This is a genomic window from Allobosea sp. TND4EK4, from assembly GCF_900156025.1.
In the GTDB taxonomy this organism is placed as follows: Bacteria; Pseudomonadota; Alphaproteobacteria; order Rhizobiales; family Beijerinckiaceae; genus Allobosea.
Genome location: NZ_FTMO01000004.1, coordinates 68,555 through 93,356 on the forward strand (window position 1 = coordinate 68,555; position 24,802 = coordinate 93,356).

Genomic DNA, 24,802 nt, shown 5'->3' on the forward strand with positions numbered 1-24,802 from the left:
ATGGAACCGCGCCGCGCCACGCCTGCCGATATCCCGGCGATCGTCGCGCTGACGGAAGCCGCCTATCTGCCGAACGAGGCCATCATCGGCGTGCCCTCTTTGCCGCGCATCGCCGATTATCACGCGGTGCTCGCCGAGCACGAGGTCTGGCTGGTCGATGGCGAAGCGGCGCTTGCTGCCGCGCTGGTGCTGGAGATCGAGCCTGACGATTTCACCATCTGGAGCATCGCCGTCTCGCCGCAGGCTGCCGGCCGCAAGCTCGGCGCGACTTTGATGGCTTTCGCCGAAGGGCGGGCGCGGTCGCTCGGCCGGCCTTCGGTGCATCTCTACACCCATGCCAAGCTCGCCCCGCGCATCGCGTGGTACGAGCGGCAGGGCTACGCCGTCACGCATCATGAGGACCTGCCTGACCGGCGGCTGGTCCACATGCGAAAGACACTCTCATAAGCTGGATCAACACGAGGAAACGGGCATGGCAGGACGTTTGAAGGGCAAGGTCGCGGTCGTCACCGCCGCCGGCCAGGGCATCGGTCGGGCGATCGCGGAGGCCTTCGTCGCGGAAGGCGCGACCGTCTGGGCGACCGACAAGGATGTCGCGCTGCTGGAGGGCATTCCGAAGGCGAAGAAGCGCAAGCTCGACGTGCTGTCGACCAAGGCCGTCAACGCCTTCGCCGAGAAGGTCGGCGCGATCGACATCCTGGTGAATGCCGCCGGCTTCGTGCATCACGGCACGGCCCTCGATACCGACGAGAAGGCGATGAACTTCTCCTGGGATCTGAACGTCGTTTCGATGCACCGGACGATCCAGGCGTTCCTCCCCGGCATGTTGGAGCAGGGCAAGGGCTCGATCGTCAACATCGCCTCGGGTGCCGGCTCGGTGCGCGGCATCCCGAACCGCTACGCCTATGGCACGACCAAGGCGGCGGTGATCGGCCTGACCAAATCCGTGGCCGCCGACTTCATCAAGAAGGGCATCCGGTCCAACGCGATCTGCCCCGGCACGATCCAGTCGCCCTCGCTCGACCAGCGCATCAAGGACCTCGCCAAGCTGCAGAATGTCAGCGAGGCGGCGGCGCGGCAGGCCTTCATCGACCGGCAGGCGATGGGCCGGCTCGGCACGGCGCAGGAGATCGCCTGGCTCGCGGTGTATCTGGCCTCGGACGAGGCGAGCTACACCACCGGCCAGATCCACCTCGCCGATGGCGGCTTCGCGCTCTGAGCGCGGTCAACTTCCAATAACAACAGTCGAAGGGAGGTCAGCGATGCATATTCTCGTCCTTGGCGGCGCCGGCATGGTCGGGCGCAAATTCATCGAGCGGCTCGCGCGCGAAGGCGCGCTCGGCGGCAAGGCGGTCACGCGGGTCACGGCGCAGGACGTGGTGCCCGCCGCGGCCCCGCCGGCCGCGCCCTTCGACTTCGAGGCGGTGGTCTCCGACCTGTCGCTGGCGGGCGAGCCGGAGAAGCTGATCGCGACGCGGCCGGAGGTGATCGTGCATCTGGCCGCCATCGTCTCCGGCGAGGCGGAGGCGGAATTCGAGAAGGGCTATCGCATCAATCTCGACGGCACGCGCGCGCTGTTCGAGGCGATCCGGCTGACGGAAGGCTATACGCCGCGGCTGGTGTTCACCTCCTCGGTGGCGGTGTTCGGCGCCCCGTTCCACGACAAGATCGAGGACGAGTTCTTCACCACGCCGCTGACGAGCTATGGCACCCAGAAGGCGATCGGTGAGCTGCTGCTCTGCGACTACAGCCGCCGCGGCTTCTTCGACGGGGTCGCGATCCGCCTGCCGACGATCTGCGTGCGGCCGGGCAAGCCCAACAAGGCGGCTTCCGGCTTCTTCTCCAACATCATCCGCGAGCCGCTGAACGGGGAGGAGGCGGTTCTGCCGGTTTCCGACCAGGTGCGGCACTGGCATGCCAGCCCTCGCTCGGCTGTCGGCTTCCTGTTCCACGCGGCGACGATGGACACCGCCGCCATCGGCCCGCGCCGTGCGCTGACGATGCCGGGCTATTCCTGCACCGTGGCCGAGCAGATCGAGACGCTGCGCAAGGTCGCGGGCGAAAATGTCGTCAAGCGGATCCGCCGCGAGACCGACCCGGTCATCGACGGGATCGTTGCCGGATGGCCCCGCAACTTCGATCCGCAGCGGGCGCTGGCGCTGGGTTTCAAGGCCGAGAGCAGCTTCGAGGAGATCATCCGCGTGCATATCGAGGACGAGCTGCACGGCACCTTCGTGAAATGACGCGGCGGTCGCTTCCGCCGCGATGGCTCAACTCCTGACGGGCGAGCCCGCCAGGAGGGCATGGGTGGCGGAGCGATCCGGGTGCACGCGGTTGCGGCCGGCGCGCTTGGCCTCGTAGAGGCGCTGATCGGCCTGCCGCAGCATGTCCCTGAAGCGCTGCGTCTGCAGCTGGGCTTCGTGCACGCCGAAGCTCGCGGTGATGCGATGGCCGGCGAGGCTGGCGAGCGCGATCGCCGCGATCTCGCTCCTCAGCCGCTCCGCGATGAGGTGGGCCCCGCGCTGGTCGGTCGCCGGCAGGACGGCGCAGAATTCCTCGCCGCCGATCCGGGCCAGCAGGTCGTAGGGACGCAGCACGGGCTTGGCGGCTTCGGCGACCGCGATGAGGACCTCGTCGCCCGTCTCATGGCCGTACTCGTCGTTGACGCGCTTGAAGTGATCGAGGTCGAAAGCGATGACCGAGAGCGGCCTGCGGTCGCGCTTGGCCCGCGCGATTTCGGTTGCGGCGTTCTCGGAGAGCCAGCGGCGGTTGCCGAGCCCGGTCAAAGAGTCGGAAAAGGCCTGGCGGCGCAGCCGCGCCATGCGGTCTTCGAGCGCGCCGATCAGGTCGCGGATCTCGTCGGTCAGCCGCCCGATATCGTCGGCCCGCGTCTTGGTGAGGGCCGGCAGCGTGCCCTCCTGGCGGTAGCGCCGCAGATCCTTCGCCAGGAAGCCGATCGGCGCGACAAGGTGGTGCATCACGAGGAAGGCGATCCCCGTGCCGAGCACCGTGGCCAACAAGGCGACGAGCAGCACGGCACCGGCGTTGACGTCCGCACCCGTCGCGACATAGGCCATCAAGGCGATGATCGGGATGTGGGTCGCGACAAAGCCACCTGCGAAGGCGCGCGCCAGCAGGGACGTCCTGAACACAGTGCCGACCTTCGTCAGACCGATTGTCTTCGCGAGACTGAAAGGCATGGACCACCCCGTTCGATGAGGCGTCGGGGTAGCAATGCCGGACGCATGCCGGGTAAGCGAAACGACTTGCATTTGAGCGAAATGAATGGGCCCGGTTTAAGGGCTTCAATCTCAGAGCGTTAGGCTCGTGCGACATTCTCTCAGCGTACGGTCGCGGACCTTGAAGGCAGGAGCCGGCTGGTCGCCGACAGGATGGTCCGGGCGAGCGCGCGCGGCGCTTCCCGGTGACTGTCCCCGCCGATCACCACGAAGGCGATCGTCCCGAGCTCCGGCAGGGGCGACCGCGCCTCGACCTCCGCGAGCCCCTGGGGAATGAGCCGCGCGGAATGGGCGGTGACGCCGAGTCCGGCGACGGTCGCGGCGCGCAGGCCCGCGAGGCTGCCGCTGGTGCAGGCGACGCGCCAGGGCCGGCCGGCCCGCTCCAGCGTCTCCAGCGCATGAATGCGGGTGATGCTCGGCGGTGGATAGAGCACCAGCGGCAGGACATCGGCATCCGCGACCCGCGAGCCCGGCCGGCCGACCCAGACCAGCTTCTCCTCCCAGGCGACCGCGCCGCGCTGGTCCCCGGCCCGGCGCTTCGCGAAAATCAGGTCGAGCTCGCCCGCGTCGTATTGCTCGTAGAGGCGCCCGCTGAGGCCGACCGTCAGCTCGATGTCGACGGCATGGTGCTGCATGGCGAATTCGGCGAGGATGTCCGGCAACGCCGTGAAGGCGAAGTCCTCGGAGACACCGAGGCGCAGGCGCCCGCGCAGGGTCGAGCCTTTCAGAAAGTTCTCGATTCGGCTGCCGGCTTCCAGCATCTGGCGCGCGAAGGGCTGGATCGCGTCGCCATCGGGCGTCGGGCGCACGCCATGGGTATCGCGCGCCAGCAATCGGCGCCCGACGCGCCGCTCGAGACGCGCGACATGCTGGCTGACCGCCGATTGCCGCAGGCCTAGGCGGCGCGCCGCCTCGGTGAAGCTGCGCGTCTCGCAGACCTCGAGGAAACTGCGCAGAAGGGTGGGGTCGAGCGGCTTGGCTTCAGGGCTCATGTCATCATGATCTGTGATGAGCCATATCATGTCCAGCACGGATCACGATGTCAGCGAGAGCTGCTAGAAGCGGGTGCTCAGCCGACAGGACCCATCATGCTCCGCCGCACGCTCGCCCGCTTCGGCATCGACCCCTATCTTCTCGCTCTGATCGGCACGGTCATCGTGGCCGCGATCCTGCCCGCGCGCGGCGTGGGTGCCACCATCGCCGGCGATGCCGTTTCGGTGGCGGTGGCGCTGCTGTTCTTCCTGTATGGCGCGCGGCTCTCGCCGAAGGCGGTCTGGGAGGGGCTGCTGCACTGGCGGCTGCAGTCGCTCGTCTTCGCCAGCACCTATGTCCTGTTTCCGCTGCTGGGCCTCGCCTTGACCAAGGCCTGCGGGCCCTGGCTCGCGCCGGAGCTGGCCCTCGGCGTGATGTTCGTCTGCGTGCTGCCCTCGACCGTGCAGTCCTCGATCGCCTTCACCTCGATCGCGCGCGGCAATGTGCCGGCGGCGCTCTGCAGTGCCTCGGTGTCGAACCTGTTCGGCATGGTGGTGACGCCGCTGCTCGTCATGCTGCTGCTCGATGGCAAGGGCGCCGGGTTCAGCACCAAGGCGGTCGAGGACATCGCCATCCAGTTGCTGCTGCCCTTCGTGGCAGGACAGTTGCTGCGGCCTCTGATCGGGGCCTTCCTGCTGCGCCACAAGGCGGTGATGTCGCTGGTGGATCGCGGCTCGATCCTGCTCGTGGTCTATGCCGCCTTCAGCGAAGGCATGGTGGCGGGGATCTGGTCCCAGGTGACGGCGCGCGATCTCGGGCTGGTCATCCTGCTCGACGTCGTGCTGCTGACCTCGGTGCTGGTGGCGACGACGGTGCTCAGCCGCCGCCTTGGCTTCTCCAAGGAGGACGAGATCGCGATCGTCTTCTGCGGCTCGAAGAAGAGCATGGCGAGTGGCATCCCGATGGCGAACATCCTGTTTCCCGGACAGGCGCTCGGCCTGATCGTGTTGCCGCTCATGCTGTTCCATCAGGCCCAGCTCTTCGCGTGCGCGACGCTGGCGCAGCGTTACGCACGCCGCCCGCAGGCTGCTTTGCTGCCGGCGGAGGCCGTGGCCGAACCGGCCAAGGCGTAGGGCCGGAGGGTTGCGGCCTCCTGATCGGAACCCAGCCGAAGCGACCCGGTTGAGTCCTCAAGGCCCATACGATCTGGGCAGGCGCGCTCCGATCAAGCCGATGGGCTGCGATGGAGGAGATCATGAGCACGGACGAGAAGTCCCAGCGCGAGATCCGCAGGATCGCCTATGGGATCTGGATGCAGGCGGGCCAGCCGGAGGGGCGTGACCGCGAGCACTGGGAGGCCGCCAAGGAGATCTGGGCCTTCCGCAGTCATGACCGCACCCTCCCGGATGAGGAAGCGGACATGGCACAGCAGGCCGCAAGCTCCGGCAGGGCCGACCGCGAAATGAGGTAGCGGTCCGAAGACGGCTGCACCCGCGATGTCGCAGGCGCAGCCGTCGTCTTCAGGACGCGAGCCTCAGGGGCAGATGTAGCCTGCGGCGCTCGGCGCACAACGGGCCCCGGTGGGCAGGACCAGTGCTCCACGCTCGCGCCGGACGTAGTCGCCATTGGGCAGCAAAAAGCCGCCGGTCGTGTCCGGCGTTACGCGTGTGCCGTCCGGCAGCACGAGCTGCCCGCCGTCGCGCAGGATCTGCTTCGCCACGCCGGCCGCGGGAGCGACCGACACGGGCTGCGGCTGCGGCCGGCTTGATACGCAGCCCGCCATCAGCATCGCCATGGCGGCCGCGGCCATCGACATCCTGATCATCTCGCGCACCTTCTTCCTTGAGCTCGACAGCGAAAAAGCCGGCACCGCCAAGGCGAACCGACTTCTTCAGAACGGGACCGGGGAGGAGCCGTGGAGCCCCTCCCCAATCGATCAATACCAGACCGTGCGGCAGACGCGAACGGGGCGGCCGAAGCGGTTGCGGGCCACGCGGCAGACCTGGCGCTGCCGGCGGGGCCGGCGACGACCGCGATAAGGCCGGCCACGGTAGTACTGGGCCTTCTCGATCGGCGTCCCGTCGGGCAGAGCGGTTCCGCGCGCGATGTCAGGTGCAGCAGCCGGAAGCGTGGCGGCCGAAGCAACAGGCGCAGCCTCCGCCTTGCCGGCGATCGCGACAGCCGCCGAACCCGCCGTCAGCGCGAACAAGCCGAGAAGAAAATTGCGTCTTTCCATGGTATATCCTCCGGTCATTGGAACGAATTTCCCCAGTTTAGGTGGGAAAAATGAACGTCGCAAGAACGTTATTTTCACGATAAATTCAGAATAACTTCCGTTGCGTCAAATTTATCTATTTTCAAGTTATGCAAATAACGCCGCAGAGATCGTCAGAATATCATTCTTTTACAATACTGTATATCACTCTACTAAAAAATACGTGTTCCCGAGGACTGCGAGGGGCTGCTAAACTCCCCTCGCTGTCCCGGCTGTCACCGGCCGTAATAGCCCGGCGGGTAACCGGTGCCGGGATGACCGCCGCGTCCGGAATATCCGGGGCGACCGTAATATCCGGGGCGACCGTAATAGCCGGGGCGAGGGCCATAGGCCCGGCCGTAACGCGGACCCGGGCCGTAAGCGCGACCGTAACCGCGTCCGCGCCGGTCGTAGCGCTGGCGGTTCATCGTATCCTGGATGATCTGCATGCGGCGCATTTTGGCAGCGCTGGCGGTGAACTCCGCCGGTGTGGCGTCGAGCCTATGAGCGAGGGCGGCGGGCAGCGCTTCTCCGGCGCTCGCTGGCAGGGCAGCGCCAGCCAGTCCGAGTGCGCCGAGAAGGGCAAGAACGGCAAATCGTTTCATCATCATGTCCCAGATTGCGATGCCTCAAGCTGGGCATGCGGCGCATAAATGGCGTGTGAACGAACCTCCGACGGGTCGAAAGGTTCCGCCCATTGCAAGGGTGCGGGCTTTCGGGCCCGAGATCGGCCAAGGGACGGCTGATCAGCGGCCACCGGATTGGCCCCTTCGGTGTCTTTGGCGGCGACCAGTCTCGTTCGGGTTGCTCTGGATCAAAAAAACGCCGGTCGAGGAGCCCGGCCTTGACAATATTCATTCTCGGCTGCTGCGCCATAACGCTTTGGTAACTGAGATCATCAACCGTGTTGACGTAACGATAGGAAGTCCAGGGCGGGATCCCAGAAATGATGTTCTTCAAGCGCTCCAGCAGCCAGGCCGTCGCAGAAGCGGCATCGATCCGCCGTTGGCAGGCGGTGATCGAATTCGACCTCGACGGAAAGATCCTTGAAGCCAACGACCTGTTCCTGAAGACCGTCGGCTATGAGCGCTCCGAGGTCGTCGGACAGCATCATGGGATCTTCGTTCCGCCGGAGGAGCGCGGAACGGAGGCCTATCGGACCTTCTGGCAGGAGCTCAAGTCCGGCAAGGCATTCCAGGCCGAGTTCCCCCGCATCGGCAAGGGGGGCAAGCGCATCTGGCTGCAGGCCACGTACACGCCGATCTGCGGGACGGATGGCAAGCGTCCGTTCAAGGTGATCAAATACGCCTCCGATATCACCGCCATCAAGGAGGCGATGGCGAACGCGCAGGGCCAGCTCGCCGCAATCCGCAAGTCGCAGGCCGTGATCGAGTTCGACCTCTCCGGCACGGTGCTCGACGCCAACGAGAACTTCCTGAACGCGCTGGGCTACACGCTGGCCGAGATCAAGGGCCGGCATCATTCGATGTTCGTGCAGCCTTCCGAACGCGGCACGGAGGCCTACAGCGCGTTCTGGAAGAAGCTCGGGCGCGGCGAATATGACGAGAACCAGTATCTGCGCATCGGCAAGGGCGGGCGAGAGGTCTGGATCCAGGCGAGCTACAACCCGATCCTCGATCCGTTCGGCAAGGCGTTCAAGGTGGTGAAATATGCCACCGACATCACCGCGACCAAGCAAGCCGCAGCGGCCCTTGAGAACGCGGTCGGGCAGATGCGGGCCGTGATCCGCGCGACGCAGGCGAAGAACCTCACGGAGCGGATTCCACTCGACGGCAAGGTCGGCGAAATCCGGGAGTTGTGCATCGGCGTCAACGAACTGCTCGATTCGTTCTCCAATGTGGTGCAGGCCGTCGGCGAAGTCTCGGAGCGGATCACCGTCGGTTCGCGCCGGATCGGCGCCGACAGCAAGGATCTCGCGCAGCGCACCGAGGAGCAGGCGGCTTCGCTCGAGGAAACGGCCGCGACGACCGAGGAACTCGCGGCGTCCGTCAAGCAGAGCTTCGAGCGAGCCTGCGAGGCGGCCGATCTGGGCGCGACGGCCAGCGGCGTCGCCAACCGCGGCGGCACGATCGTCGGCGATGCGGTCACGGCGATGGAGCGCATCGAGAAGGCGTCGGGCGATATCGGCGAGATCATCCGGGTGATCGACGACATCGCCTTCCAGACCAACCTGCTGGCGCTGAACGCGGCGGTTGAGGCGGCGCGGGCCGGCGATGCCGGCAAGGGCTTTGCGGTGGTGGCCTCGGAGGTGCGCACGCTGGCGCAGCGCTCGAGCGACGCGGCCAACGACATCAAGAAGCTGATCACCAATTCGAGCGACCAGGTCGCCGGCGGGGTCAAGCTGGTCCAGCAGGCCGGTGCCGCCCTGTCGGAGATCGTGACCTCGTCCGTCAGCGTCTCCGCGGCCCTGGACGAGATCAAGAGCGCCTCGCGGGAGCAGGCCAACGGCATCGAGGAGGTCGCGAAGGTCGTCGCCCATATGGACGAGATGACACAGCGCAACTCGTCCATGGCCGACCAGAGCGCCTCGGTGGCGAACGAGCTGCAGAAGGCAACCGACGCGCTCCAGCAGCTCGTGGCCGGCTTCAGCGTTCCGGGAGCTGCGACCTCCGGCGTCCCGGCGCCGACAGCCGAGCTGCGGGAGGTGGCGGCGCGCATGGCGGAAAGCATCGCGAAGCCTGCCGTCCGTGGCGCGGCTCAGCCCGCCGCGCACAGGAAGGCGGCAGGCGGGTCCTCGGCCGGCTGGGAAGAGTTCTGAGAGATGCGGGGCTCGGCGCCCCGGGCATCGAGCGGCGGCCTCTTGCGCGCCTCGACGCCAAGGCGCTGGCGGCCTTAGGGCCGCCAGCGGCGCTTCCGCAGCAGGCGTGACCTTCGGACCGAACACAAGAAAGTGGCGGCGAATCAAAAAGCCCCGGAAACCGCTGCTTGGCGGCTTCCGGGGCTTTTAAAATGGTGGGCGCGACAGGGATCGAACCTGTGACCCCTACGATGTCAACGAGGTTCCAAGCCCTAAAGCTGTTGAAATAACGGGTGTTTCCTCCCTTCCGCCTTCCGAACGCAAGGCGATCAAGAGGAGAACAGAATGAGCTTTGCGATTGAACTGCTGTTGAAGGCGGTCGATTTCAGCGGAGGGCTTCATGCCCCCCGATGACGACGCAATAACAGCCGATCCGCACACCAGAATTGCTAACCTGGTTGAGAGCGCACTGACCGCTGCCAACTATCAGGACCCGCTCTCCGCTGAGAGCCTGCGCGCAATCATGAGCCGTCGGCGCGACGGTCCAGAGGGGTTCCCGCCGGCCGATCGAGATGAGGAAGAACGTCGACGGAAGCCGATCACCGCGACTCCATTCGTCTGGCAACGCCCGAGCTCGATCCCGCCGCGCGAGTTTCTCTATGGCCGCCACTACGTGCGGAAATACCTCTCCGCGACCATCGCGCCGGGTGGCGTAGGAAAGTCTGCACTTGGGCTGACGGAAGCGCTGGCCATGGTGAGCGGAAAGCCGCTGCTCGGTATCGAGCCGCCGAAACCTCTAACCGTCTGGTATTGGAACGGCGAAGATCCTCGCGACGAGATCGAGCGCCGCATCGCTGCGGCCTGCATATACTACCTCATCGACCCCGCATGTCTCGACGGTCGGCTTTTCATCGACACTGGACGCCAGACCGAGATCAGCATCGCTCGCGCAAGCCCTCGCGGAATCATTCTGCGCGATGACGTCCAGCGGGACCTGGTCGAGACTATCCGTGAAAACGGCATCGATGTGGTCATCATCGACCCGTTCGTGTCGAGCCACGAGGTTTCCGAGAACGACAACGGTCAGATTGCCGCGGTTTGCAAACGATGGGCGCAGATCGCGGACGAGACGGGCTGCGCCGTCGAGTTCGTCCATCACGCCCGCAAGCTGGCGATCGGCGGCAGCGGTGACGTGACGGCTGACGACGCCCGCGGGGCCAGCGCCTTGCTTGCCGCGGTCCGGTCTGCCCGGACGCTGAACCAGATGTCCAAGGATGATGCGGAAAAGGCAAAGGTCGAGCAGGCCCGTTCGCATGTGCGCATAGACGACGTGAAGGCGAACCTCGCCCCGCCGGCGGAAGGTGCGCGCTGGTTGAAGCTCATCTCGGTCCAGCTCGGGAACGCAACGCCGGATATCCCCGGCGACGACGTTGGCGTCGTGACGGGCTGGAAGTGGCCCGACCCGAACGAGGACGTCACAGTCGACGACGTTCGCGCAGCCCTCGGGCGCATCTCGCAGGGTGAGTGGCGTCACGATCAGCAGGCGAAGACCTGGGTCGGCCTGGTCATCGCCGAGGCCCTCGGCTTGGACGCCGAAGATGCTTCCGTGCGCATCGCCATGAAGCTGCTCGTCAAGAAATGGGTGGCCGAGGGCTGGCTGAAGGTCGTCAAGCGTCAGGACGCGAAACGCATGACGCGGGAGTTTGTCGTACCGGGAGAAGTGCCATGACGAGGTCGATCTGCCACACCTTGAAAGGTGTGGCACTGCATGGTGTGGCGGCGGGGCAAACCGGGCTTGCCCCACCTCCCTATAGCCCCCCCTTTAGGGGGGGCGTAAGGGTGGGGCAGGAGCGGTCGGCGGGTGTGGCACCCGAGGCAGTGGGTGTGGCGGGGCGCCTGGCCTGCCCGGCTCGGTCACTTGAACGCCCCGAAGCAGGACCCCGAGGCCGTCCTTCCCGATCAAGCCGAGTGCGGAAACGGATTGCGCCTCGGGCCTCGCGGGTCCTTCCCCAAGGGTACCCCCCCTGCGCAATGGAAATGGCCCGGCTTTTTGCTAGTGGCCGGATCGAAATTGGGTGCAACGATTTCGGTGCAACGCAACGCTTTGCGCAACGATCAAGGCCCGGTCTCGCCCCTGCAACTTATGGGCGCACCAGCCTTCCACCGACCCTTCTGCTTTGTCGAAATTCGCCGCGAGCCACCTGGCGCGCGATCGCGAACTCATGCCCAGCACTCAGGAGCTGAACCATGGTCAAGATTATTGAGGCCCAAGCCCTCATCACCGCAAAGGACGCCACAGGCCAGGCATTTGCCTCGGTCGCGAAGAATCTTGAGGCGACCAGCAAGGCCGCGCAGGTCGTTTCCCGCGCCAACATTCGTCAGCTCTCCGAGATGAGCCGGAAGTTTGGTGAGTTCACGAAAGCGACATCCACGCATCTCGATCAGCTTGGCCGGAAGGATCAGGCCATCGATAATCTGACACGATCGATGAAGCGCATGGCCGAGACGCGCACCGCCTTTCGGGATGCCGAAGCCAACGTCCGCTCCCTTGGCCGGGAAATGAACGCCGCTGGCGAGCCCAGCCGGCGCCTTGCGCGCGACTACGAGGCGGCACAGCGGCAGGTTCGCAACGCCAGCGCCGCTTTCAGCGATAGCAGCCGCGCTGCGATCGCAGCCAAGCGGGCAGTTAGCGACCTCGGGATGCCGCTTGTCGGCCTGGGGCGCCAGCAGGCCGAGATTCGAGAGAAGATCACGGCCACGACGCGCGCGCTGAGGCAGCAGGCGCGTGTGGTCTCGAATTTCCGTACACCGCTCACGAAACTTCCCGGTGCATCGCCAATCATGTCGCACCCACCGGCCCCGCGGCATCCGGTCGGGCTTCCTGAGGCTGTCGCTGGCGTCGGTATCTGGCAAACGGTGCAGGATACCATGCTCTCCGGCATGAACGTCGACACCGAGCGTTCTCAGGCACGTCAGGCCGGCTGGACCGACAAAGAGATCGAGACGCTGGAACACCGCGCCAACCGCTTCGCCGCGCAATATGGCGTCGCGCCCGCCACGGCGATGAACATCATCCGCGAGGCCCGCCCGACCTTCGGTGGAGATCTCCAGCAGACGCTGCAGAACGTACCGGACTTCTTCAAGGTGTTGACGGCCATGCGGCAGAAATCGCCTCAAGCTAGCGAGGGGGAGCACGGCTACCAGCTTGGCATGCTGATCAAGGCCGGCGAGATCCTCGGCTATTCGTCGGAACCGAAAAAACTGCGTGAGTACGCGGATTTCATGACGCAGATGGTGCAGGTCCACGGCTCCGCGCTGCGCGGCGAGGAAATCCTCAACTTCGCGAAAAGCAGTAAATCGGCCGGATCGGCCGCCAGCTTCGATTTTCTCAAGTCGGTTATGCCGACCATGCTGCCGGAACTTGGCGGCGATCGCCTCGGTACGGCGCTGATGACGCTGCGCCAGGCCTTGGTCGGCGGCAAGATGAAGAAGCGCGCGGCTGAAGCGATGACGGAGTACGGCCTTATCGACCCGGCCGGCGTAATCGCCACCAAAGATGAAGACGTGAAGGGCGTCCGGCAGGATGCCGTCAAGGGCTGGAAGATTGCCGAAAAGAACCCGCTGGAGTGGGTTAGGGATTTCGCGATCCCCGCCATGGACGAAAAAGGCGTGAAGCCTGAGGAGCGGTCCGCCATTATCTCGACCTTCTTTAGCGATCGCAATGCGGAATACATCATCAACCTGATGATGACGCAGATGGCTCGTCTGGAGAAGGACCGGGCCACTGTCGAGAAGGCGAAAGGCCTCCCCGGTGTCGACCAGGCGCTGAAGGATGATCCCTATCTCGCTGTGAATCGGGTCAAGGGCAGTCTGAAGAATGTCGGCGCGGCCATCAGCGATCCAGCCATCGAGCCGTTGAAGAAGGCTGCGGACGCGGCAGCCGAGAACCTCAACAGCGCAGCCGAGGCCGCGCGCGGGAACAAGACAGCCACCGGCGCCGGCGTCGCTGGCGGCGCGATTGCCGGTGGAGCCCTGGCGACCTATCTCACGCAGGGAGCGGGCGTCTTGTTGCGGTTGGGCAGCATGGCGGTCGGCGTTGGTGGCGGCGCCGTCGCGGGTGGCCTAGCCGTCCCGCTCCTCATCCAGAAGGCGCTCGAAAGTGACGAGCGGATGAAGAACCGTGCTGAGACCTATTTCAAAGTCGGGCCGGATGTATTCGAGCGGTCGAGGCTGGCCCAGGATGCTTTCCGACGCGATCCGGAGGCCGCCCGCGGCCGAGCGATGATGGACTTGCAGCGGCGCTCCGAAACAGCGGTCGAGCCCGTGGTGAAGCCCGACCAGGTCACGGCGAAGCTGGAAGGTCAGGCGCTGGTCGGCGTCAATGTGACTGTTGAACCCACTCCGGATTTCATCGTCAAGATTGTGAAAGCCGTGCTCTCCCAAGTCGGCCACATCGCTGTCGACGCAAGTGGCCCGGGCTCGACGGGGCGCTCCATGACGGAGGCCGCAGCTCCCGAAACCGGTCGCCAGATGGGGCCGCGCTGACGCGCGGTCCTGCGAACCCGTCAGAAGGAGAGCAATATGACCATGAAGCTTGACGACGAAGATCACATCGTCCCGGTAACCAGGTTGGATGTCGAGGCCTTGCAGCGGGAGATGCAGGAGCTGTGCGAGGAGATGGAGGAGGCCCGGCACATTGCCTATGAGGGCTCCTTCGCCGCCATGCAGGATTTCCTCTCTGGGATCGGCGGCTGGTGCGAGGAGCGTGGGCTCGTCGCCTCGACGATCACCCCGACGGGTGACGAGGAAGCCGACTTTCTCAACATGCTGCGCGCTATGCGCGGGATGGCGGACGATATTTTGACCCTTACGGGGAAATCCCGGCAGTAACGCCAGTAAGAGGGTGTCACTCTTCGTGCGACAATTTCTTAGGCGAGCGCGTTTCGCAGCGGGCCAGTGCCGCCGCTAGGGCAATCTGGCTCTGCTGCTCTTCCGAGGCGGATTGATGAGGTGTGCGAGCCGGAGAGATAGACGGCTGTAGAGACCGCGCCCTTCGTTCCTCTCGGCATCTGCGGGTCATCTCATCGATAGCAGCGAGCGAGGTGTATTCTTTCCCTGCCGTGATCCAGGTTTCCAAGCGACCTGCATCGCGTTCGCGCCGAAGACCACCCGCTTTCATCGACCCGTCGGGAAAGGCCAATGCAGCGGCAACGGCAATCCGGATCGGCGTATCGGCGGCGAGGGCGGTCCTGTCTGGCAGCACGGTTTCTATTGCCATAATGACTCGCCGCTACTTTTTTGCCCTGCCCTTGGAGATCTTCTGCGCGATCTGATCGAGACGATTGAGCAGTACGTCTACATCGTAGCTTTCGGCCGGGAATTCGTGCTTGGATTCCTTGTAGACCAAGGGCTGATCGCCCGGTTTCCAAGGCTCGAGGCTTTCCAGCAGCCGCGCTACGATCTCTGCATTCATGCTGCGCTTGTTGTGATCGGCTTGGAGCTTCAGCATCTCGCGCACGCCGTCTGGCAGGCGCAACATGACTTTATCGTGCTCTCGGACCTGCTTCTCGCTCATTGGCATTCCATACTATCACGGTGACACCTTGAAAATGATGTCACCGTGACTTTTCTGATTGACGAAGATACGTCACGGTGACATTATAAGTCACCGTGACACTAGAGGGCAGCAACGTGGCTCCGAGCGCTCAATTGGATAAATTCATGGTCCGCCTTCCCGAAGGCCTGAGAGATCGCCTCGCGGCGGCAGCACGGGCCAACCGTCGTTCGATGAACGCGGAGTTGATAGTCCACCTCGAAGCCGCGCTGGCTGGCGAGGTCACCTCGTCACTTCCGCCATCGAGCGTCACTGCCGGCAACTCAATCACGCAGTTCAGTCGCGACTAGTCGCGTTCGTCGCCATCGCGGCCGTTATCTCATTCCCGTTCGGAGACTTCTAATGCACAGCGCACGCGTTGCGGCAGCCGCTCCCGGCTTGCCCGAAGAGGCCACAACTGACTTCCATCTCTCGATCGGCCGGCAGATTGCCCGCCTTCGCACCGAGATGGCGCGCGTCGAGGCTGAGGAACAGTCGCTTAGGGAGCGCGAATCGCCCGGCGACGCCTACATGACCCGGGCCGCCGAGCATCTTTACGATCGCGACGACACGCTGATCGGAGCGCTGGCTGCCTTTCCCGCTCAGTCGTTGGCGGGCGCCACCGTGCAGCTCGCGGCAGCGATGAAGCTCCATTCGGTCTCGGAAATATTCACGGACCGCCGACCGGAGGATGATCGCGCAATCTCGCGGCTGCTAGGGTCAGCGATCCGCGTCATGGTCGACGCCGCCGGCCTCGATCCGGCCCGTGACGGAATCGCCGATCTTGCCGAACTTTACCGGTGCTGCTGGCGCAACCCATTCGAGACGGTCGCCGAGCTTTTCCCGGAAGGCCGGAGTGTGGGCGAAACGGAAGCCGTCGACCGATAATTCGATGGAGTGCCCTATGCCAGGCCCGCACACCCCTCTGACCGTGAAAGATTATGACGACGCAATCCTCTACCTGGCGGAATGCGTCGTCGCCCACGGCGCGCGCTTCTCACCCATTCTGGAAAAGTTGATCGCCGGCCGCGACGCGCTTGTTCAGCGCCCCGACCCGATCGAGCGGGCGCGCGCGATCATCGAGGCTGCCAGAAATAGATCCTTCAGCGATCCAATTTCTTGACGGGGAAATTTTTCTGATCCATAAGTGATCCAATTCCACTTAGGAGGGTTCGATGAACCGTAGGCAGCATCTCAAGATCACCGGCCTCAGCGACGCCAAACTGAAATACCTCGCTCGCAACAACCTGACGCCGACTGTGCAAGGCGCGAGCGCGGAGCGCGAAGGCTACAACGGATATGGCGTCAACGAGGCGCTCATGACCCGCCTGGCCGTTGCGCTCGCGCAAAACTCCATCGACCAGGGGGAAGCAAGCACCACCGTCGTCAATGGCTACTCGGCGATGCTGGAGAGGCACCGCAACGATTTCGTCCCCGGCTCGGAGCCGATCTATTTCGGTCTCTGCAAGGTTCTTCATCACGGGATGAACGAGCCGTTCGCCATCTTCGGCCCAATCAACGATCTTGCCTTCTATCACGAGCACTCCGGCGAGCGACTCCCGGCCGCAGGCGCAGGCTTCGCGCTGTCCACGGTGTCTCTCGTCAATTTCAGCCAGCTCCTGGTCGATGTTCATGCCGCTGCGCAGGAGGATGGCATCGCGCCGGTTCTCGACTGGATCGCAGAGCTGTCCACCCCGCGCGGTGGTGAGGCCTGATGTGCAGCGGTCTTTCATCGAACTCGGCAGGACCGAGGGCTGCGCTTGCCACGCTCCGCGAGCACCTCGACTTCGATACCACCGAGGTCGATGCACAAGGCCGCTATGTCCTCGATTTCGAGGCCATGAACGACATCGCCGACGCGCTCGATGACATCGAGGAAGCGCTCGGCGAGGAAGTTTCGGAGGAAAGCGAGTGATTGTCGCTCTTCTCTCACGCTCGCACGATCGGATGCAGACGCGCCTCAAGGCGCCTGACCCGCGCGCCCTCGCCGCTCCGTCGAGCTACGATTCGGATGCTCACACGATCGAAGCCGTTGTCGCGACAGACACGCCGATCGAGCGCTACGGCGTCAAAGAAATTCTCGTCATGTCGGACGATGCCGCCGATCTCGGCCGCGCGGACGGCGGTCGCATGGCCTTCCTGCTCAACCACAATCCCGACCGCCCGATCGGAACCGTGGTCAAGGTTACGATGAAAAAAGGGCAACTCATTGCGCTGCTGCGCTTCGCCGACACGGACGAGGGCCGCAAGGCCGAAGGCCAGGTTGCGCGCGGCGAGCTGTCGCAATTCTCGATCGGCTTCAGCGTCCGCGACTGGAGCCAGCGTCACTCCTCCTCCGGCACCGACTCGGTCCGCGCCGTCGATTGGGAACTGTACGAGGTCTCGCTCGTCTCGATCCCCGCCGACAAGGCCGCTGTGGTGCGCTCCTTGAAAGGAACCGGGTCCATGGACCTCGAAGACGACTCGCACACCAACGCCAACCCGACGGTTCCGCCGGTCGACAATACAGCCCCGCAGACCCGGGCCGAACGCTCTCGCGTGCGCGATATCACGAATATCGGCCGCAGGGGCGGGATGCCCCAGCAGGCGATCGATGACGCGATCGAGGAAGGCACGCCAGTCGAGACCTTCCGCGCAGCGGCGTTGGACGCGCTGGCCGCTCGTACTCAGCCGCTCGTGCCGCGTGCCGTGGACTACTCGGTCTCGATCGGCCGCGACGAGGGGGACATCCGCCTCCGCGACATGTCGCAGGAGCTGATGCGCCGGATGGCCGGAGAAAGCGCGCCGCGCTCGGCCTCGTCGCAACGCTATTTCGATATTCCGCTGGTCGAGCTGGCGGCGGAAGTTATCGGCCATCGCGGCCGCATCGGACATTCGGCCGCCGAGCGCGAGCGCATTCTCAAGCGCGCGTTCCATGCAACGTCGGACTTTCCGGCGATGTTCGAAACGGCCACGAATGGCCGCATGGCTGAGCGCTACACCGCAGCCCAGCCGACATATCGCACGCTATGCCGGCGCCGCGACCTCTCGGATTTCCGTCCGGCCCCGCACTATCGACCTGGTGACCTGCCGGCCCTGGCCAAGCTGGCGGAAGGTGGCGAAATCACCTTCGGAACCTTCTCCGAAAGCCGCGAGTATCTGATGGTCGCGCCCTATGCCAAGGGCCTCGGCTTCACGCGACAGATGCTCGTCAATGACGACTATGGCGCGATCGACGATCTGCTGAACAGCTATGGCGAGCGTGTCATCGCGTTTGAGGAGCGCCTTTTCTGGACGCTTGTCCTCTCGGCTGCCAAGGCGGGACCGACGCTCCAGTCGACCAACCGCCCCATCTTCAACACGACCGACGGCACTCTGCCCGCCACCGCCGGCGGCGTCAACGAGACCATGATTTCCGCGGCGCGCTCGGCGATGCGAAAGCAAAAGTCGCTCGACGGCCTGTTCGTGCAATCCGAGCCGAAATTCATTGTCGTCGGACCTGATCAGGAATTGGCGGCTGACAGACTCTTGGCCTCGATCGTCCCGAATGAGGTCAGCAAGGCCAATCCGTTTGCCGGCACGCTGACCAAGGTGGTCACCCCGGAGATCCCTGACAACTCCTGGTATCTCTTCGCCGACCCGACGAAGGTCCCCACCTTCATCTATAGCCTGCTGGAGGGGTACATCGCACCCCGGCTGACGCTGCACTCGCCATTCGAGACTCAGGGCGTCAAGGCCAAGATCGAACACGACGTCGGCTTTGCTGCGGTCGACTTCCGCGGCGCCTATCGGAATCCCGGCCTAGCCTAGCCGGGATGGCGGGCGATCTGGTGGCGCCCGCCGCAAACCCGCGCCCTGCTTCGGTTCTCTCCATGACGGAGCGGGGCGCGGACACTCTCACTCAAAGACCGAGCGCTATGCCGCACGCGACCATGCCCGTCATCGACCCGGCGTCCTACCTCTCGGAATCCGAGGTGGAACAGCGCTGGCGATTTCTCAAGTCTGGCGAAATGCGCCGGGCGCGCAAGGCTGGGCTGATTGCGTTTTACGCCTTCCCGTCCGGTCCGCACTACACGGCCGAAGCTGTGCAGGAATATCTCGATCATCGCTACCACAGGACAGCATCGTGGCAGACCGAAACCGCAAAGGCACCGATCATCCCGACCCAGCCGTCGGATGGGAATTCGGCGGCTACTATCTCGACGTTCCCTGGCCCGACCGTGGCGGCATCTTCTACGCCTGCCGGTATGACGCCGGATCTCGCTCTGTCCGCCGCCGAAGCCTGCGCACAACGGTTGGCGATGAGGCGAAGCAAGCACTCATCGCCCTCATCGCTGCGGCCCCGGCGCGGTCGGCAGACGAATGCCCTCACCCCAATCAAGTCCTGACAGTGCACGTCATGGAGGCCTACCTCAACGGCCACGCCACCTCGATCGCCAGCGAAGAGCAGGCCGCTCGCGCCGTCGCGATCGTCACCGACTACCTGCGCGATGAGGCGCGAAACCTGGCTGCACCGGTTTCGTTCTGGACGCCGTCGCGCCAGCTCGACCTCGCCCGGTTCTGCCACAAGACCTATCGCCATAGCGCCGCGACGATCGACCGGACGCTGAGTGTGCTCGGCGCCGCGATGAATGATGCTGCGGCTGTGAAGATGCGGCCAGACCCGCTCGGCAGCATGGTGGAAGGCGCACTCGTTTCGCACGCTCCCAAGGTCGTCTATCAACGCGCCCGGATCGCGAAAGAGCTCCAGATCGCGCCCCCGAAAAAGGGCGGCTTTGTCCCGACACTGCAGCAGATGGCGACATTCATCGACTCGATCGAGACGAAGCACCTTCGCCGCTGGGTCATCTTGGCCCTCAACACCTGGGCGCGCCCGGAGGCCATCACCGATTTCGACCCAGTCATCCAATGCAATCGAGGGACCGGGGCAATCGATCTCAATCCACCCGGCCGCATCCAGACGAACAAGCGCCGACCGGTGATCATGGCGACGCATGGGCTTTCCGACTGGCTTGACGCCTGGCGCGAGGAAGACGCTGCGGCATGGCAGGCCAAGAACGGCGCGCGACCGAACCTCGCCATTCCGCTGCTGACCTACAAAGGCCAGCGCGTCGGCACGGTGAAGAAAGCGATCAAGCGAATCGCGGATGAGGCCGGCGTGCCGGATCTAACGCAGCGTACGATCCGCGCCTTCATGGCGACGCATGTCCGCAAGATGTGCCCGCGGGTCCCCCGCGAGCTGCGCTCGCTCTGGCTGGGCCATACTGTGAAGGAGGGGTCGACGACGACCGAGCACTATGAGGCGTTCGATGTCGATGTGGTCGCCGATGTCGCGCTAGCTACGGATTTCGTCATCAGCGAACTGCAAAAGCTCACGTCAACGAGGCTGTTTGCTGTTGAAGTGCAGTTGAACGCTGACGATCTGCGGAGGGTGGGGGCAACGCCCCGTCCCGCTAAGTTATTGCGAGACGGGGCTAAAAATGGTGGGCGCGACAGGGATCGAACCTGTGACCCCTACGATGTCAACGTAGTGCTCTCCCGCTGAGCTACGCGCCCGATGCCGCGCCTGGCGACGCGACGGGGTAGCATGTCCGGGCCTGACGGCCGCAGCCATGCTGCGAGGTGAGGGGGCTATAGCGGCTCGCCTTTTGGCTGGCAAGGCATCTGCCGCATAATTTTCAGGCGGCCAGCAGCTTCTCCACCTCGCTCACCAATTCGCGCAGGTGGAAGGGCTTGGACAGCACCTTCGCATCCTTCGGAGTCTGCGAATCGGGGTTGAGGGCGACGGCGGCGAAGCCGGTGATGAACATCACCTTGATGTCGGGGTCGAGCTCGGTGGCACGGCGTGCCAGCTCGATGCCGTCCATCTCCGGCATGACGATGTCGGTCAGCAGGAGCTCGAAGGGCTCCTCCCGCAAACGGTTATAGGCCGACAGGCCGTTATCGAAGGAGGCGACGTCGTAGCCCGCGTTTTGCAGGGCCTTGACCAGGAAGCGACGCATGTCGTTGTCGTCTTCCGCGAGCAAAATCTTCGTCATGGGCCAGTTCTGTCCGTCCCCGAGGCCTGTCTTCAGCGGACGCTGCCCGGGCAAGGCCCGCGTCCGAATCGATGCATCTTGCGCCCGTCCGCCGCCGGGCCCTGCGGGCTGGGTAGCGAGACGGCTGCGCCGTTGGAACCAAGTCCTCCTATAAGCTCGCATTATGGTAAACAACCGGTGAATCCCGATTGCGCGAGGCCGCTTTCGCGAAGCGGCTTCTAAGCGCCGGATTTGTGTGCTTCAGTCACAGCAGATGAGCTTGTCCAGCGATCCGTTCCCGCCCGGGCCCGACGATGTCGTCGGCGAGATCGAACGTGCCTTCAGCCTGTACCAGCCGGCGCTCCAGGTCGTGCCGGTGGTCGTCGACGTGCCCCATGCCGGCCGGCGCTATCCGCGCGGCTTCGTCGACAATGCGCGCCTGCCGCTCAGGGGCCTCAGGCGCTCGGAAGACGCCTTCGTCGACCGGCTCTTCTCCCACAGCGTCGCGTTGGGGGCGCCGCTTCTGGTGGCCGAATTCCCGCGCGCCTATCTCGACGTCAACCGCGAGCCCTATGAACTCGACCCCCGCATGTTCGAGGGGCGTGTGCCTGCCTTCGCCAATACGCGCTCGATGCGGGTGGCGGGCGGGCTCGGAACGATTCCCCGGATCGTCGGGGATGCGCAGGAAATCTATCGCGGCCGCATTCCGGTGGCCGAGGCGCTGGCGCGGATCGACGCGCTCTATCGCCCCTACCATGCCGGGCTGCGCGGGCTGGTGCAGCGCACGCAGGCGGCGTTCGGCACCTGCATCCTGGTCGACGCGCACTCGATGCCGTCCGCCGGGCTGGACCGCGACGGGCTGCCGAAATCCGACATCATCCTGGGTGACCGATTCGGGACGAGCGCGGCCGGCTACATCATGGACATCGCCGAAGAGGCCTTCGCGGGCCTGGGCCTCCGGGTGACGCGCAACCGGCCCTATGCAGGCGGCTTCATCACCGAGCATTACGGCGCGCCCGGCTCCGGCGTACATGCGCTCCAGATCGAGATCAATCGCGCGCTCTACATGGACGAGCCGACCCTGACCCCGCATGCGGGCTTTCCCGCACTGCAGGAGGCGATTTCCCGGGCGATGGCCGATTGCTTCGCGCGCTGGAGCGGCTGGCTCGAGGAGTGGCGTGAGGCGGCCGAGTAGAGCCGGCAGGCCTGCGCCGGAAGACGATGCGTCGCCCAGAAAAAAGGGCCGCACACTTGCGTGGCGGCCCAAGTCTAGGGAGGAAACGCCCAAGGAGGGCAAGCGAAGGATTGAGGCAATCTCCCCTTCGCACCTGCACAATATGACATTGCGGCGCCGAAGATCAAGCGGATTTGTCCTGTGTCAGGTTAGCCATGCAATCAACGCATGCCGCCATGAAAATCGTTGCGAGTCGAACTGTTTGCGCGGTGGATGCCGGTGTGTGATCTGCTCGCGGCGGCGTCTCCGGACGCGTATGTTGCGGTGCGAAGAAGAGAGACAGGGCGGAATATGGGCGCAGTGGATTTCAAGGCCTTTGTCGGGGAGCTCGCGACACAGTCGGCCCAAGCCATCCTGCCGTTCTTCCGAGCGCATCATGTCGCCGAGGACAAGTCGCGCGGCGGCGTCTTCGATCCGGTCACCGAGGCCGACAAGGCCGGCGAGGTGGTGATGCGCCGGATGATCCAGCAGCAGTTTCCGCAGCATGGTGTGCTCGGCGAGGAGTTCGGCAGTGAGAATACCGATGCCGAATATGTCTGGGTGCTGGATCCGATCGACGGCACGCGCGCCTTCATCTCGGGCATCCCGGTCTGGGGCACGCTGATCGGCCTGACGCGCGGCGGCGTCCCGGTCTACGGCATGATGCATCAGCCCTTTTCGGGCGAGCGCTTCTCCGGCGACGGCCGCGAGTCACGTTATGAGGGGCCGGGCGGCCCGCGCCGCCTGCGAACCCGCAAGACGGCCGAGCTCGCGACCGCGACGCTGATGACGACCTCGCCCTCGCTGTTCGAGGGGGCGGAGGCGGAGGCCTTCGCGCGGGTCGAGGCGCAGGTGCGGCTCTCGCGCTATGGCTGCGATTGCTACGCCTATTGCATGCTGGCGGCGGGGCATGTCGATCTGGTGATCGAGAGCGGGCTGAAGCCCTACGACATCGTCGCGCTGATCCCGATCATCGAGGGCGCCGGAGGCGTCGTGACCTCATGGGACGGCGGCAGCGCTGCCGGGGGCGGGCGTGTCGTCGCCGCCGCCAGCAAGGCGCTGCACGAGGCCGCGCTCGCCCGGCTCGCCGGCTGAGGGCGCGGCTGCGTCCTCGCCCGGGATGAAGGCGTCGAAGGCGGCCCAGAACCGCTGCCTGATCTCGTCGTTCTCCATCAGGATTTCGTGGCGGGCCTCGCGCAGGACGATCGCCTGGCCGGTCTTGAGCCGGGCGGCGAAGCGCTCGATCGCCGGCGTCGAGACCACCGGGTCCTGCCCGGCCGCGATGATCAGCGTCGGCACCCCGATCTCGCTGGCCGCTCCCGGCGCGGCAAGCCGTGCCATCAGCCGGAAGGCGGTCCTGACCCAGGCGATCGTCGGGTCGCCGACGCAGAGCTCGCGCGCGGCGGCCGAGAGAGCGCTGTTGCGGGCATAGCGCGCCGCATCGCTGGTCAGCCGGTTGCCGGCGAAGGGCTTGGTCGCGATCGCGGTGTCGCCGCCGCCGGGCACGAAGGCGCGCCCGAAACCGAGCCAGAACAGCAGGCTCGCCAGCCGGCTCGCGGCGCGGGGGCGCGCCACCATCGACAGCCCCAGCATCGGCGCCAGCGCGACCATGCGCGAGACCGGCAGGGCCCCGCGCCGCGAGGCGTCGAGGCAGAGCGCCGCCCCCATCGAATGGGCGAGCACGAAATAGGGGGGCGGGAACTTCGCCCGCATCTCGTCCATCGCCAAGGCGAGGTCGGCCTCATAGTGCTTCAGCCAGCCGACATGGCCCTTGCGGCCGCGGCGGACGAAGCGCTGCGAGCCGCCCTGGCCGCGCCAATCGAAGGTCAGGACATGAAAGCCGCGGCGGCGCAGCTCGGCAACCGTCTCGCTGTAGCGTTCGATGAATTCCGCCCGGCCCTGGATGACGACGACCGTGCCGCGCACCGGTCGCACCGTCGGGTGCCAGCTTGCGAAGCGCAACTGCGCCCGGTCCCGGGTGACGGCGGTCCAGACCTTGCCGTGGCCCGGAACAGGGTAGTCGGGAAGGTGGAAGAGGCTGGCCTCGGCCATCGGAGCTCCGGGCTTTGCGGCGAGCATGCCGAGCCCGTTTATGCCCTTCGTGGAGACCACTTGAAAAGCCGAAAACCGTTTCCCAGATCAGTCCTGCGCAGGCTGGAGACCGGCTGCGCGAACCGAAGACGGCCCGTGCTCAGGCGAGGCGGGCCACCATGACAGTCGCTTCTTTGGAGGACAAACCATGCGTCATTTCGATCTTTCCCCGCTCTATCGTTCCACCGTCGGCTTCGACCGCCTGTTTTCCCTGCTCGACCAGGCTTCGAGCAACGACGCGGCTCCGACCTATCCGCCCTACAATATCGAGCGCACCGCCGAGAACGCCTACCGCATCACCATCGCGGTCGCGGGCTTCGGCGAATCCGACCTCTCGATCGAGAGCAAGGAGAACGCGCTGACCGTGAAGGGCGAGAAGGCCGGCCAGGAGAACGAGAAGCGCGAGGTCCTGCATCAGGGCATTGCGGCCCGTGCCTTCGAGCGTCGCTTCCAGCTTGCCGATTATGTGCAGGTGACGGGGGCCAGCCTCGAGAACGGCCTGCTCCATATCGATCTCGTCCGCGAGATTCCCGAGGCCAAGAAGCCGCGCCAGATCCCGATCGGCGCCGGTTCGGCCAAGGTGATCGAAGCCAAGGTCGAGGCCGCCAAGGCTGCGTAATCGCGACCGTCGTCATCGAGCTTCAGACTCGAAGACGAGGGGGCTCCCGGCAACGGGAGCCCTTTTT

26 protein-coding genes and 1 tRNA gene are annotated in these 24,802 nt (G+C 65.2%); 17 read left to right on the forward strand and 10 right to left on the reverse strand.

Annotated elements, in window-relative coordinates:
- From BW981_RS09610 to denD, 3 genes are read left to right on the forward strand one after another with little or no spacing between them, the layout of a single operon-like run.
- The gene (locus tag BW981_RS09610; protein ID WP_076438521.1) at window positions 1-447 is read left to right on the forward strand and encodes a GNAT family N-acetyltransferase; all 447 of its coding nucleotides are present in this window, start codon (window positions 1-3) and stop codon (window positions 445-447) included.
- Between the two features lie 25 nt (window positions 448-472).
- Window positions 473-1,219 (forward strand): SDR family oxidoreductase, encoded by a 747-nt coding sequence (locus BW981_RS09615; RefSeq protein ID WP_076438524.1) that lies wholly within the window; start codon window positions 473-475, stop codon window positions 1,217-1,219.
- Window positions 1,220-1,262: 43 nt separating this feature from the next.
- On the forward strand, window positions 1,263-2,243 hold the full coding sequence (gene denD / locus BW981_RS09620) for a D-erythronate dehydrogenase (protein ID WP_076438526.1): 981 nt from the start codon (window positions 1,263-1,265) through the stop codon (window positions 2,241-2,243).
- A 27-nt stretch (window positions 2,244-2,270) separates the two neighbouring features.
- Here denD and BW981_RS09625 read toward each other — a convergent pair whose 3' ends face one another.
- Window positions 2,271-3,200: a GGDEF domain-containing protein gene (locus BW981_RS09625; protein WP_076438528.1), complete on the reverse strand. Its 930-nt coding sequence runs from the start codon at window positions 3,198-3,200 to the stop codon at window positions 2,271-2,273.
- Window positions 3,201-3,340: 140 nt separating this feature from the next.
- On the reverse strand, window positions 3,341-4,231 hold the full coding sequence (locus BW981_RS09630) for a LysR family transcriptional regulator (RefSeq protein ID WP_076438530.1): 891 nt from the start codon (window positions 4,229-4,231) through the stop codon (window positions 3,341-3,343).
- 96 nt (window positions 4,232-4,327) lie between these two features.
- On the opposite strand from BW981_RS09630, the gene BW981_RS09635 reads away from it, so the two are divergent.
- Together BW981_RS09635 and BW981_RS09640 are read left to right on the forward strand one after the other, a co-directional pair.
- Complete coding sequence (locus BW981_RS09635; RefSeq protein ID WP_175624086.1) at window positions 4,328-5,344, forward strand: bile acid:sodium symporter family protein; 1,017 nt, start codon at window positions 4,328-4,330, stop codon at window positions 5,342-5,344.
- 122 nt (window positions 5,345-5,466) lie between these two features.
- Window positions 5,467-5,682 (forward strand): DUF2934 domain-containing protein, encoded by a 216-nt coding sequence (locus tag BW981_RS09640; RefSeq protein WP_175624087.1) that lies wholly within the window; start codon window positions 5,467-5,469, stop codon window positions 5,680-5,682.
- Between the two features lie 63 nt (window positions 5,683-5,745).
- On the opposite strand, the gene BW981_RS09645 is transcribed toward BW981_RS09640, so the two are convergent.
- From BW981_RS09645 to BW981_RS22540, 3 genes are all read right to left on the reverse strand, one after another.
- Window positions 5,746-6,087 (reverse strand): hypothetical protein, encoded by a 342-nt coding sequence (locus BW981_RS09645; RefSeq protein WP_076438534.1) that lies wholly within the window; start codon window positions 6,085-6,087, stop codon window positions 5,746-5,748.
- A 60-nt stretch (window positions 6,088-6,147) separates the two neighbouring features.
- Window positions 6,148-6,447, reverse strand: coding sequence for a hypothetical protein (locus BW981_RS09650; RefSeq protein ID WP_076438536.1), 300 nt, complete (start codon window positions 6,445-6,447; stop codon window positions 6,148-6,150).
- 254 nt (window positions 6,448-6,701) lie between these two features.
- Window positions 6,702-7,070, reverse strand: a complete 369-nt coding sequence (locus BW981_RS22540; protein WP_210188657.1) for a hypothetical protein — start codon at window positions 7,068-7,070, stop codon at window positions 6,702-6,704.
- A gap of 341 nt (window positions 7,071-7,411) precedes the next feature.
- On the opposite strand from BW981_RS22540, the gene BW981_RS09655 reads away from it, so the two are divergent.
- The 4 genes from BW981_RS09655 to BW981_RS09670 all read left to right on the forward strand — a co-directional run bounded on the left by BW981_RS09655 (window position 7,412) and on the right by BW981_RS09670 (window position 14,113).
- Window positions 7,412-9,244: a methyl-accepting chemotaxis protein gene (locus BW981_RS09655; RefSeq protein ID WP_076438538.1), complete on the forward strand. Its 1,833-nt coding sequence runs from the start codon at window positions 7,412-7,414 to the stop codon at window positions 9,242-9,244.
- Between the two features lie 379 nt (window positions 9,245-9,623).
- Window positions 9,624-10,952, forward strand: coding sequence for an AAA family ATPase (locus tag BW981_RS09660; protein WP_244560283.1), 1,329 nt, complete (start codon window positions 9,624-9,626; stop codon window positions 10,950-10,952).
- A gap of 518 nt (window positions 10,953-11,470) precedes the next feature.
- Complete coding sequence (locus tag BW981_RS09665; protein WP_076438540.1) at window positions 11,471-13,768, forward strand: hypothetical protein; 2,298 nt, start codon at window positions 11,471-11,473, stop codon at window positions 13,766-13,768.
- Window positions 13,769-13,810: 42 nt separating this feature from the next.
- A complete protein-coding gene (locus BW981_RS09670; RefSeq protein ID WP_139333708.1) occupies window positions 13,811-14,113 on the forward strand; it encodes a hypothetical protein in 303 nt (100 codons plus the stop codon).
- 400 nt (window positions 14,114-14,513) lie between these two features.
- On the opposite strand, the gene BW981_RS09680 is transcribed toward BW981_RS09670, so the two are convergent.
- The gene (locus tag BW981_RS09680) at window positions 14,514-14,798 is read right to left on the reverse strand and encodes an Arc family DNA-binding protein (protein ID WP_175624088.1); all 285 of its coding nucleotides are present in this window, start codon (window positions 14,796-14,798) and stop codon (window positions 14,514-14,516) included.
- A 417-nt stretch (window positions 14,799-15,215) separates the two neighbouring features.
- Here BW981_RS09680 and BW981_RS09690 point away from each other — a divergent pair, with 417 nt between their 5' ends.
- The 5 genes from BW981_RS09690 to BW981_RS09710 are packed head-to-tail and all read left to right on the forward strand — an operon-like array spanning window position 15,216 to window position 18,605.
- On the forward strand, window positions 15,216-15,704 hold the full coding sequence (locus tag BW981_RS09690) for a hypothetical protein (RefSeq protein ID WP_139333709.1): 489 nt from the start codon (window positions 15,216-15,218) through the stop codon (window positions 15,702-15,704).
- A gap of 16 nt (window positions 15,705-15,720) precedes the next feature.
- Entirely contained in the window at window positions 15,721-15,939 is a 219-nt protein-coding gene (locus BW981_RS09695) for a hypothetical protein (RefSeq protein WP_139333710.1), read from the forward strand.
- 52 nt (window positions 15,940-15,991) lie between these two features.
- Entirely contained in the window at window positions 15,992-16,531 is a 540-nt protein-coding gene (locus BW981_RS09700) for a hypothetical protein (RefSeq protein ID WP_076438553.1), read from the forward strand.
- Window positions 16,531-16,731, forward strand: coding sequence for a hypothetical protein (locus BW981_RS09705; protein WP_076438555.1), 201 nt, complete (start codon window positions 16,531-16,533; stop codon window positions 16,729-16,731). Before BW981_RS09700 ends, BW981_RS09705 begins: the two co-directional genes overlap by 1 nt.
- 32 nt (window positions 16,732-16,763) lie before the next feature.
- Window positions 16,764-18,605 carry a phage major capsid protein gene (locus BW981_RS09710; protein WP_076438557.1) on the forward strand — a complete coding sequence of 614 codons (1,842 nt, stop codon included), beginning with the start codon at window positions 16,764-16,766 and terminating at the stop codon, window positions 18,603-18,605.
- A gap of 298 nt (window positions 18,606-18,903) precedes the next feature.
- Here BW981_RS09710 and BW981_RS09715 read toward each other — a convergent pair whose 3' ends face one another.
- The 3 genes from BW981_RS09715 to BW981_RS09730 all read right to left on the reverse strand — a co-directional run bounded on the left by BW981_RS09715 (window position 18,904) and on the right by BW981_RS09730 (window position 20,833).
- Entirely contained in the window at window positions 18,904-19,791 is an 888-nt protein-coding gene (locus BW981_RS09715) for a hypothetical protein (RefSeq protein WP_139333711.1), read from the reverse strand.
- A 485-nt stretch (window positions 19,792-20,276) separates the two neighbouring features.
- Window positions 20,277-20,351: transfer RNA gene (locus tag BW981_RS09725), tRNA-Val, on the reverse strand.
- A 122-nt stretch (window positions 20,352-20,473) separates the two neighbouring features.
- Window positions 20,474-20,833 (reverse strand): cell cycle two-component system response regulator CpdR, encoded by a 360-nt coding sequence (locus tag BW981_RS09730; protein WP_054143348.1) that lies wholly within the window; start codon window positions 20,831-20,833, stop codon window positions 20,474-20,476.
- A 325-nt stretch (window positions 20,834-21,158) separates the two neighbouring features.
- Here BW981_RS09730 and BW981_RS09735 point away from each other — a divergent pair, with 325 nt between their 5' ends.
- Together BW981_RS09735 and hisN are read left to right on the forward strand one after the other, a co-directional pair.
- Window positions 21,159-22,007 carry an N-formylglutamate amidohydrolase gene (locus BW981_RS09735; protein ID WP_076438951.1) on the forward strand — a complete coding sequence of 283 codons (849 nt, stop codon included), beginning with the start codon at window positions 21,159-21,161 and terminating at the stop codon, window positions 22,005-22,007.
- A gap of 330 nt (window positions 22,008-22,337) precedes the next feature.
- Window positions 22,338-23,120, forward strand: coding sequence for a histidinol-phosphatase (gene hisN / locus BW981_RS09740; RefSeq protein WP_076438563.1), 783 nt, complete (start codon window positions 22,338-22,340; stop codon window positions 23,118-23,120).
- Here the strand turns inward: hisN and BW981_RS09745 are convergent.
- On the reverse strand, window positions 23,025-24,077 hold the full coding sequence (locus BW981_RS09745) for an alpha/beta fold hydrolase (protein ID WP_083712290.1): 1,053 nt from the start codon (window positions 24,075-24,077) through the stop codon (window positions 23,025-23,027). The genes hisN and BW981_RS09745 overlap by 96 nt on opposite strands.
- Window positions 24,078-24,264: 187 nt before the next feature.
- Here BW981_RS09745 and BW981_RS09750 point away from each other — a divergent pair, with 187 nt between their 5' ends.
- The gene (locus BW981_RS09750; RefSeq protein ID WP_076438566.1) at window positions 24,265-24,735 is read left to right on the forward strand and encodes an Hsp20 family protein; all 471 of its coding nucleotides are present in this window, start codon (window positions 24,265-24,267) and stop codon (window positions 24,733-24,735) included.
- Window positions 24,736-24,802 lie beyond the last annotated feature (67 nt).

Bases quoted from the DNA above. Each gene is read 5' to 3' on its own strand.
- BW981_RS09610 (WP_076438521.1), top strand. From the start codon at position 1: ATGGAACCGCGCCGCGCCACGCCTGCCGATATCCCGGCGATCGTCGCG.
- BW981_RS09615 (WP_076438524.1), top strand. From the start codon at position 473: ATGGCAGGACGTTTGAAGGGCAAGGTCGCGGTCGTCACCGCCGCCGGC.
- denD (WP_076438526.1), top strand. From the start codon at position 1,263: ATGCATATTCTCGTCCTTGGCGGCGCCGGCATGGTCGGGCGCAAATTC.
- BW981_RS09625 (WP_076438528.1), bottom strand. From the start codon at position 3,200: ATGCCTTTCAGTCTCGCGAAGACAATCGGTCTGACGAAGGTCGGCACT.
- BW981_RS09630 (WP_076438530.1), bottom strand. From the start codon at position 4,231: ATGAGCCCTGAAGCCAAGCCGCTCGACCCCACCCTTCTGCGCAGTTTC.
- BW981_RS09635 (WP_175624086.1), top strand. From the start codon at position 4,328: ATGCTCCGCCGCACGCTCGCCCGCTTCGGCATCGACCCCTATCTTCTC.
- BW981_RS09640 (WP_175624087.1), top strand. From the start codon at position 5,467: ATGAGCACGGACGAGAAGTCCCAGCGCGAGATCCGCAGGATCGCCTAT.
- BW981_RS09650 (WP_076438536.1), bottom strand. From the start codon at position 6,447: ATGGAAAGACGCAATTTTCTTCTCGGCTTGTTCGCGCTGACGGCGGGT.
- BW981_RS22540 (WP_210188657.1), bottom strand. From the start codon at position 7,070: ATGAAACGATTTGCCGTTCTTGCCCTTCTCGGCGCACTCGGACTGGCT.
- BW981_RS09655 (WP_076438538.1), top strand. From the start codon at position 7,412: ATGATGTTCTTCAAGCGCTCCAGCAGCCAGGCCGTCGCAGAAGCGGCA.
- BW981_RS09660 (WP_244560283.1), top strand. From the start codon at position 9,624: ATGCCCCCCGATGACGACGCAATAACAGCCGATCCGCACACCAGAATT.
- BW981_RS09665 (WP_076438540.1), top strand. From the start codon at position 11,471: ATGGTCAAGATTATTGAGGCCCAAGCCCTCATCACCGCAAAGGACGCC.
- BW981_RS09670 (WP_139333708.1), top strand. From the start codon at position 13,811: ATGAAGCTTGACGACGAAGATCACATCGTCCCGGTAACCAGGTTGGAT.
- BW981_RS09680 (WP_175624088.1), bottom strand. From the start codon at position 14,798: ATGAGCGAGAAGCAGGTCCGAGAGCACGATAAAGTCATGTTGCGCCTG.
- BW981_RS09695 (WP_139333710.1), top strand. From the start codon at position 15,721: ATGCCAGGCCCGCACACCCCTCTGACCGTGAAAGATTATGACGACGCA.
- BW981_RS09700 (WP_076438553.1), top strand. From the start codon at position 15,992: ATGAACCGTAGGCAGCATCTCAAGATCACCGGCCTCAGCGACGCCAAA.
- BW981_RS09705 (WP_076438555.1), top strand. From the start codon at position 16,531: ATGTGCAGCGGTCTTTCATCGAACTCGGCAGGACCGAGGGCTGCGCTT.
- BW981_RS09710 (WP_076438557.1), top strand. From the start codon at position 16,764: ATGCAGACGCGCCTCAAGGCGCCTGACCCGCGCGCCCTCGCCGCTCCG.
- BW981_RS09715 (WP_139333711.1), bottom strand. From the start codon at position 19,791: ATGCGTCGCCATGATCACCGGTCGGCGCTTGTTCGTCTGGATGCGGCC.
- BW981_RS09730 (WP_054143348.1), bottom strand. From the start codon at position 20,833: ATGACGAAGATTTTGCTCGCGGAAGACGACAACGACATGCGTCGCTTC.
- hisN (WP_076438563.1), top strand. From the start codon at position 22,338: ATGGGCGCAGTGGATTTCAAGGCCTTTGTCGGGGAGCTCGCGACACAG.
- BW981_RS09745 (WP_083712290.1), bottom strand. From the start codon at position 24,077: ATGGCCGAGGCCAGCCTCTTCCACCTTCCCGACTACCCTGTTCCGGGC.
- BW981_RS09750 (WP_076438566.1), top strand. From the start codon at position 24,265: ATGCGTCATTTCGATCTTTCCCCGCTCTATCGTTCCACCGTCGGCTTC.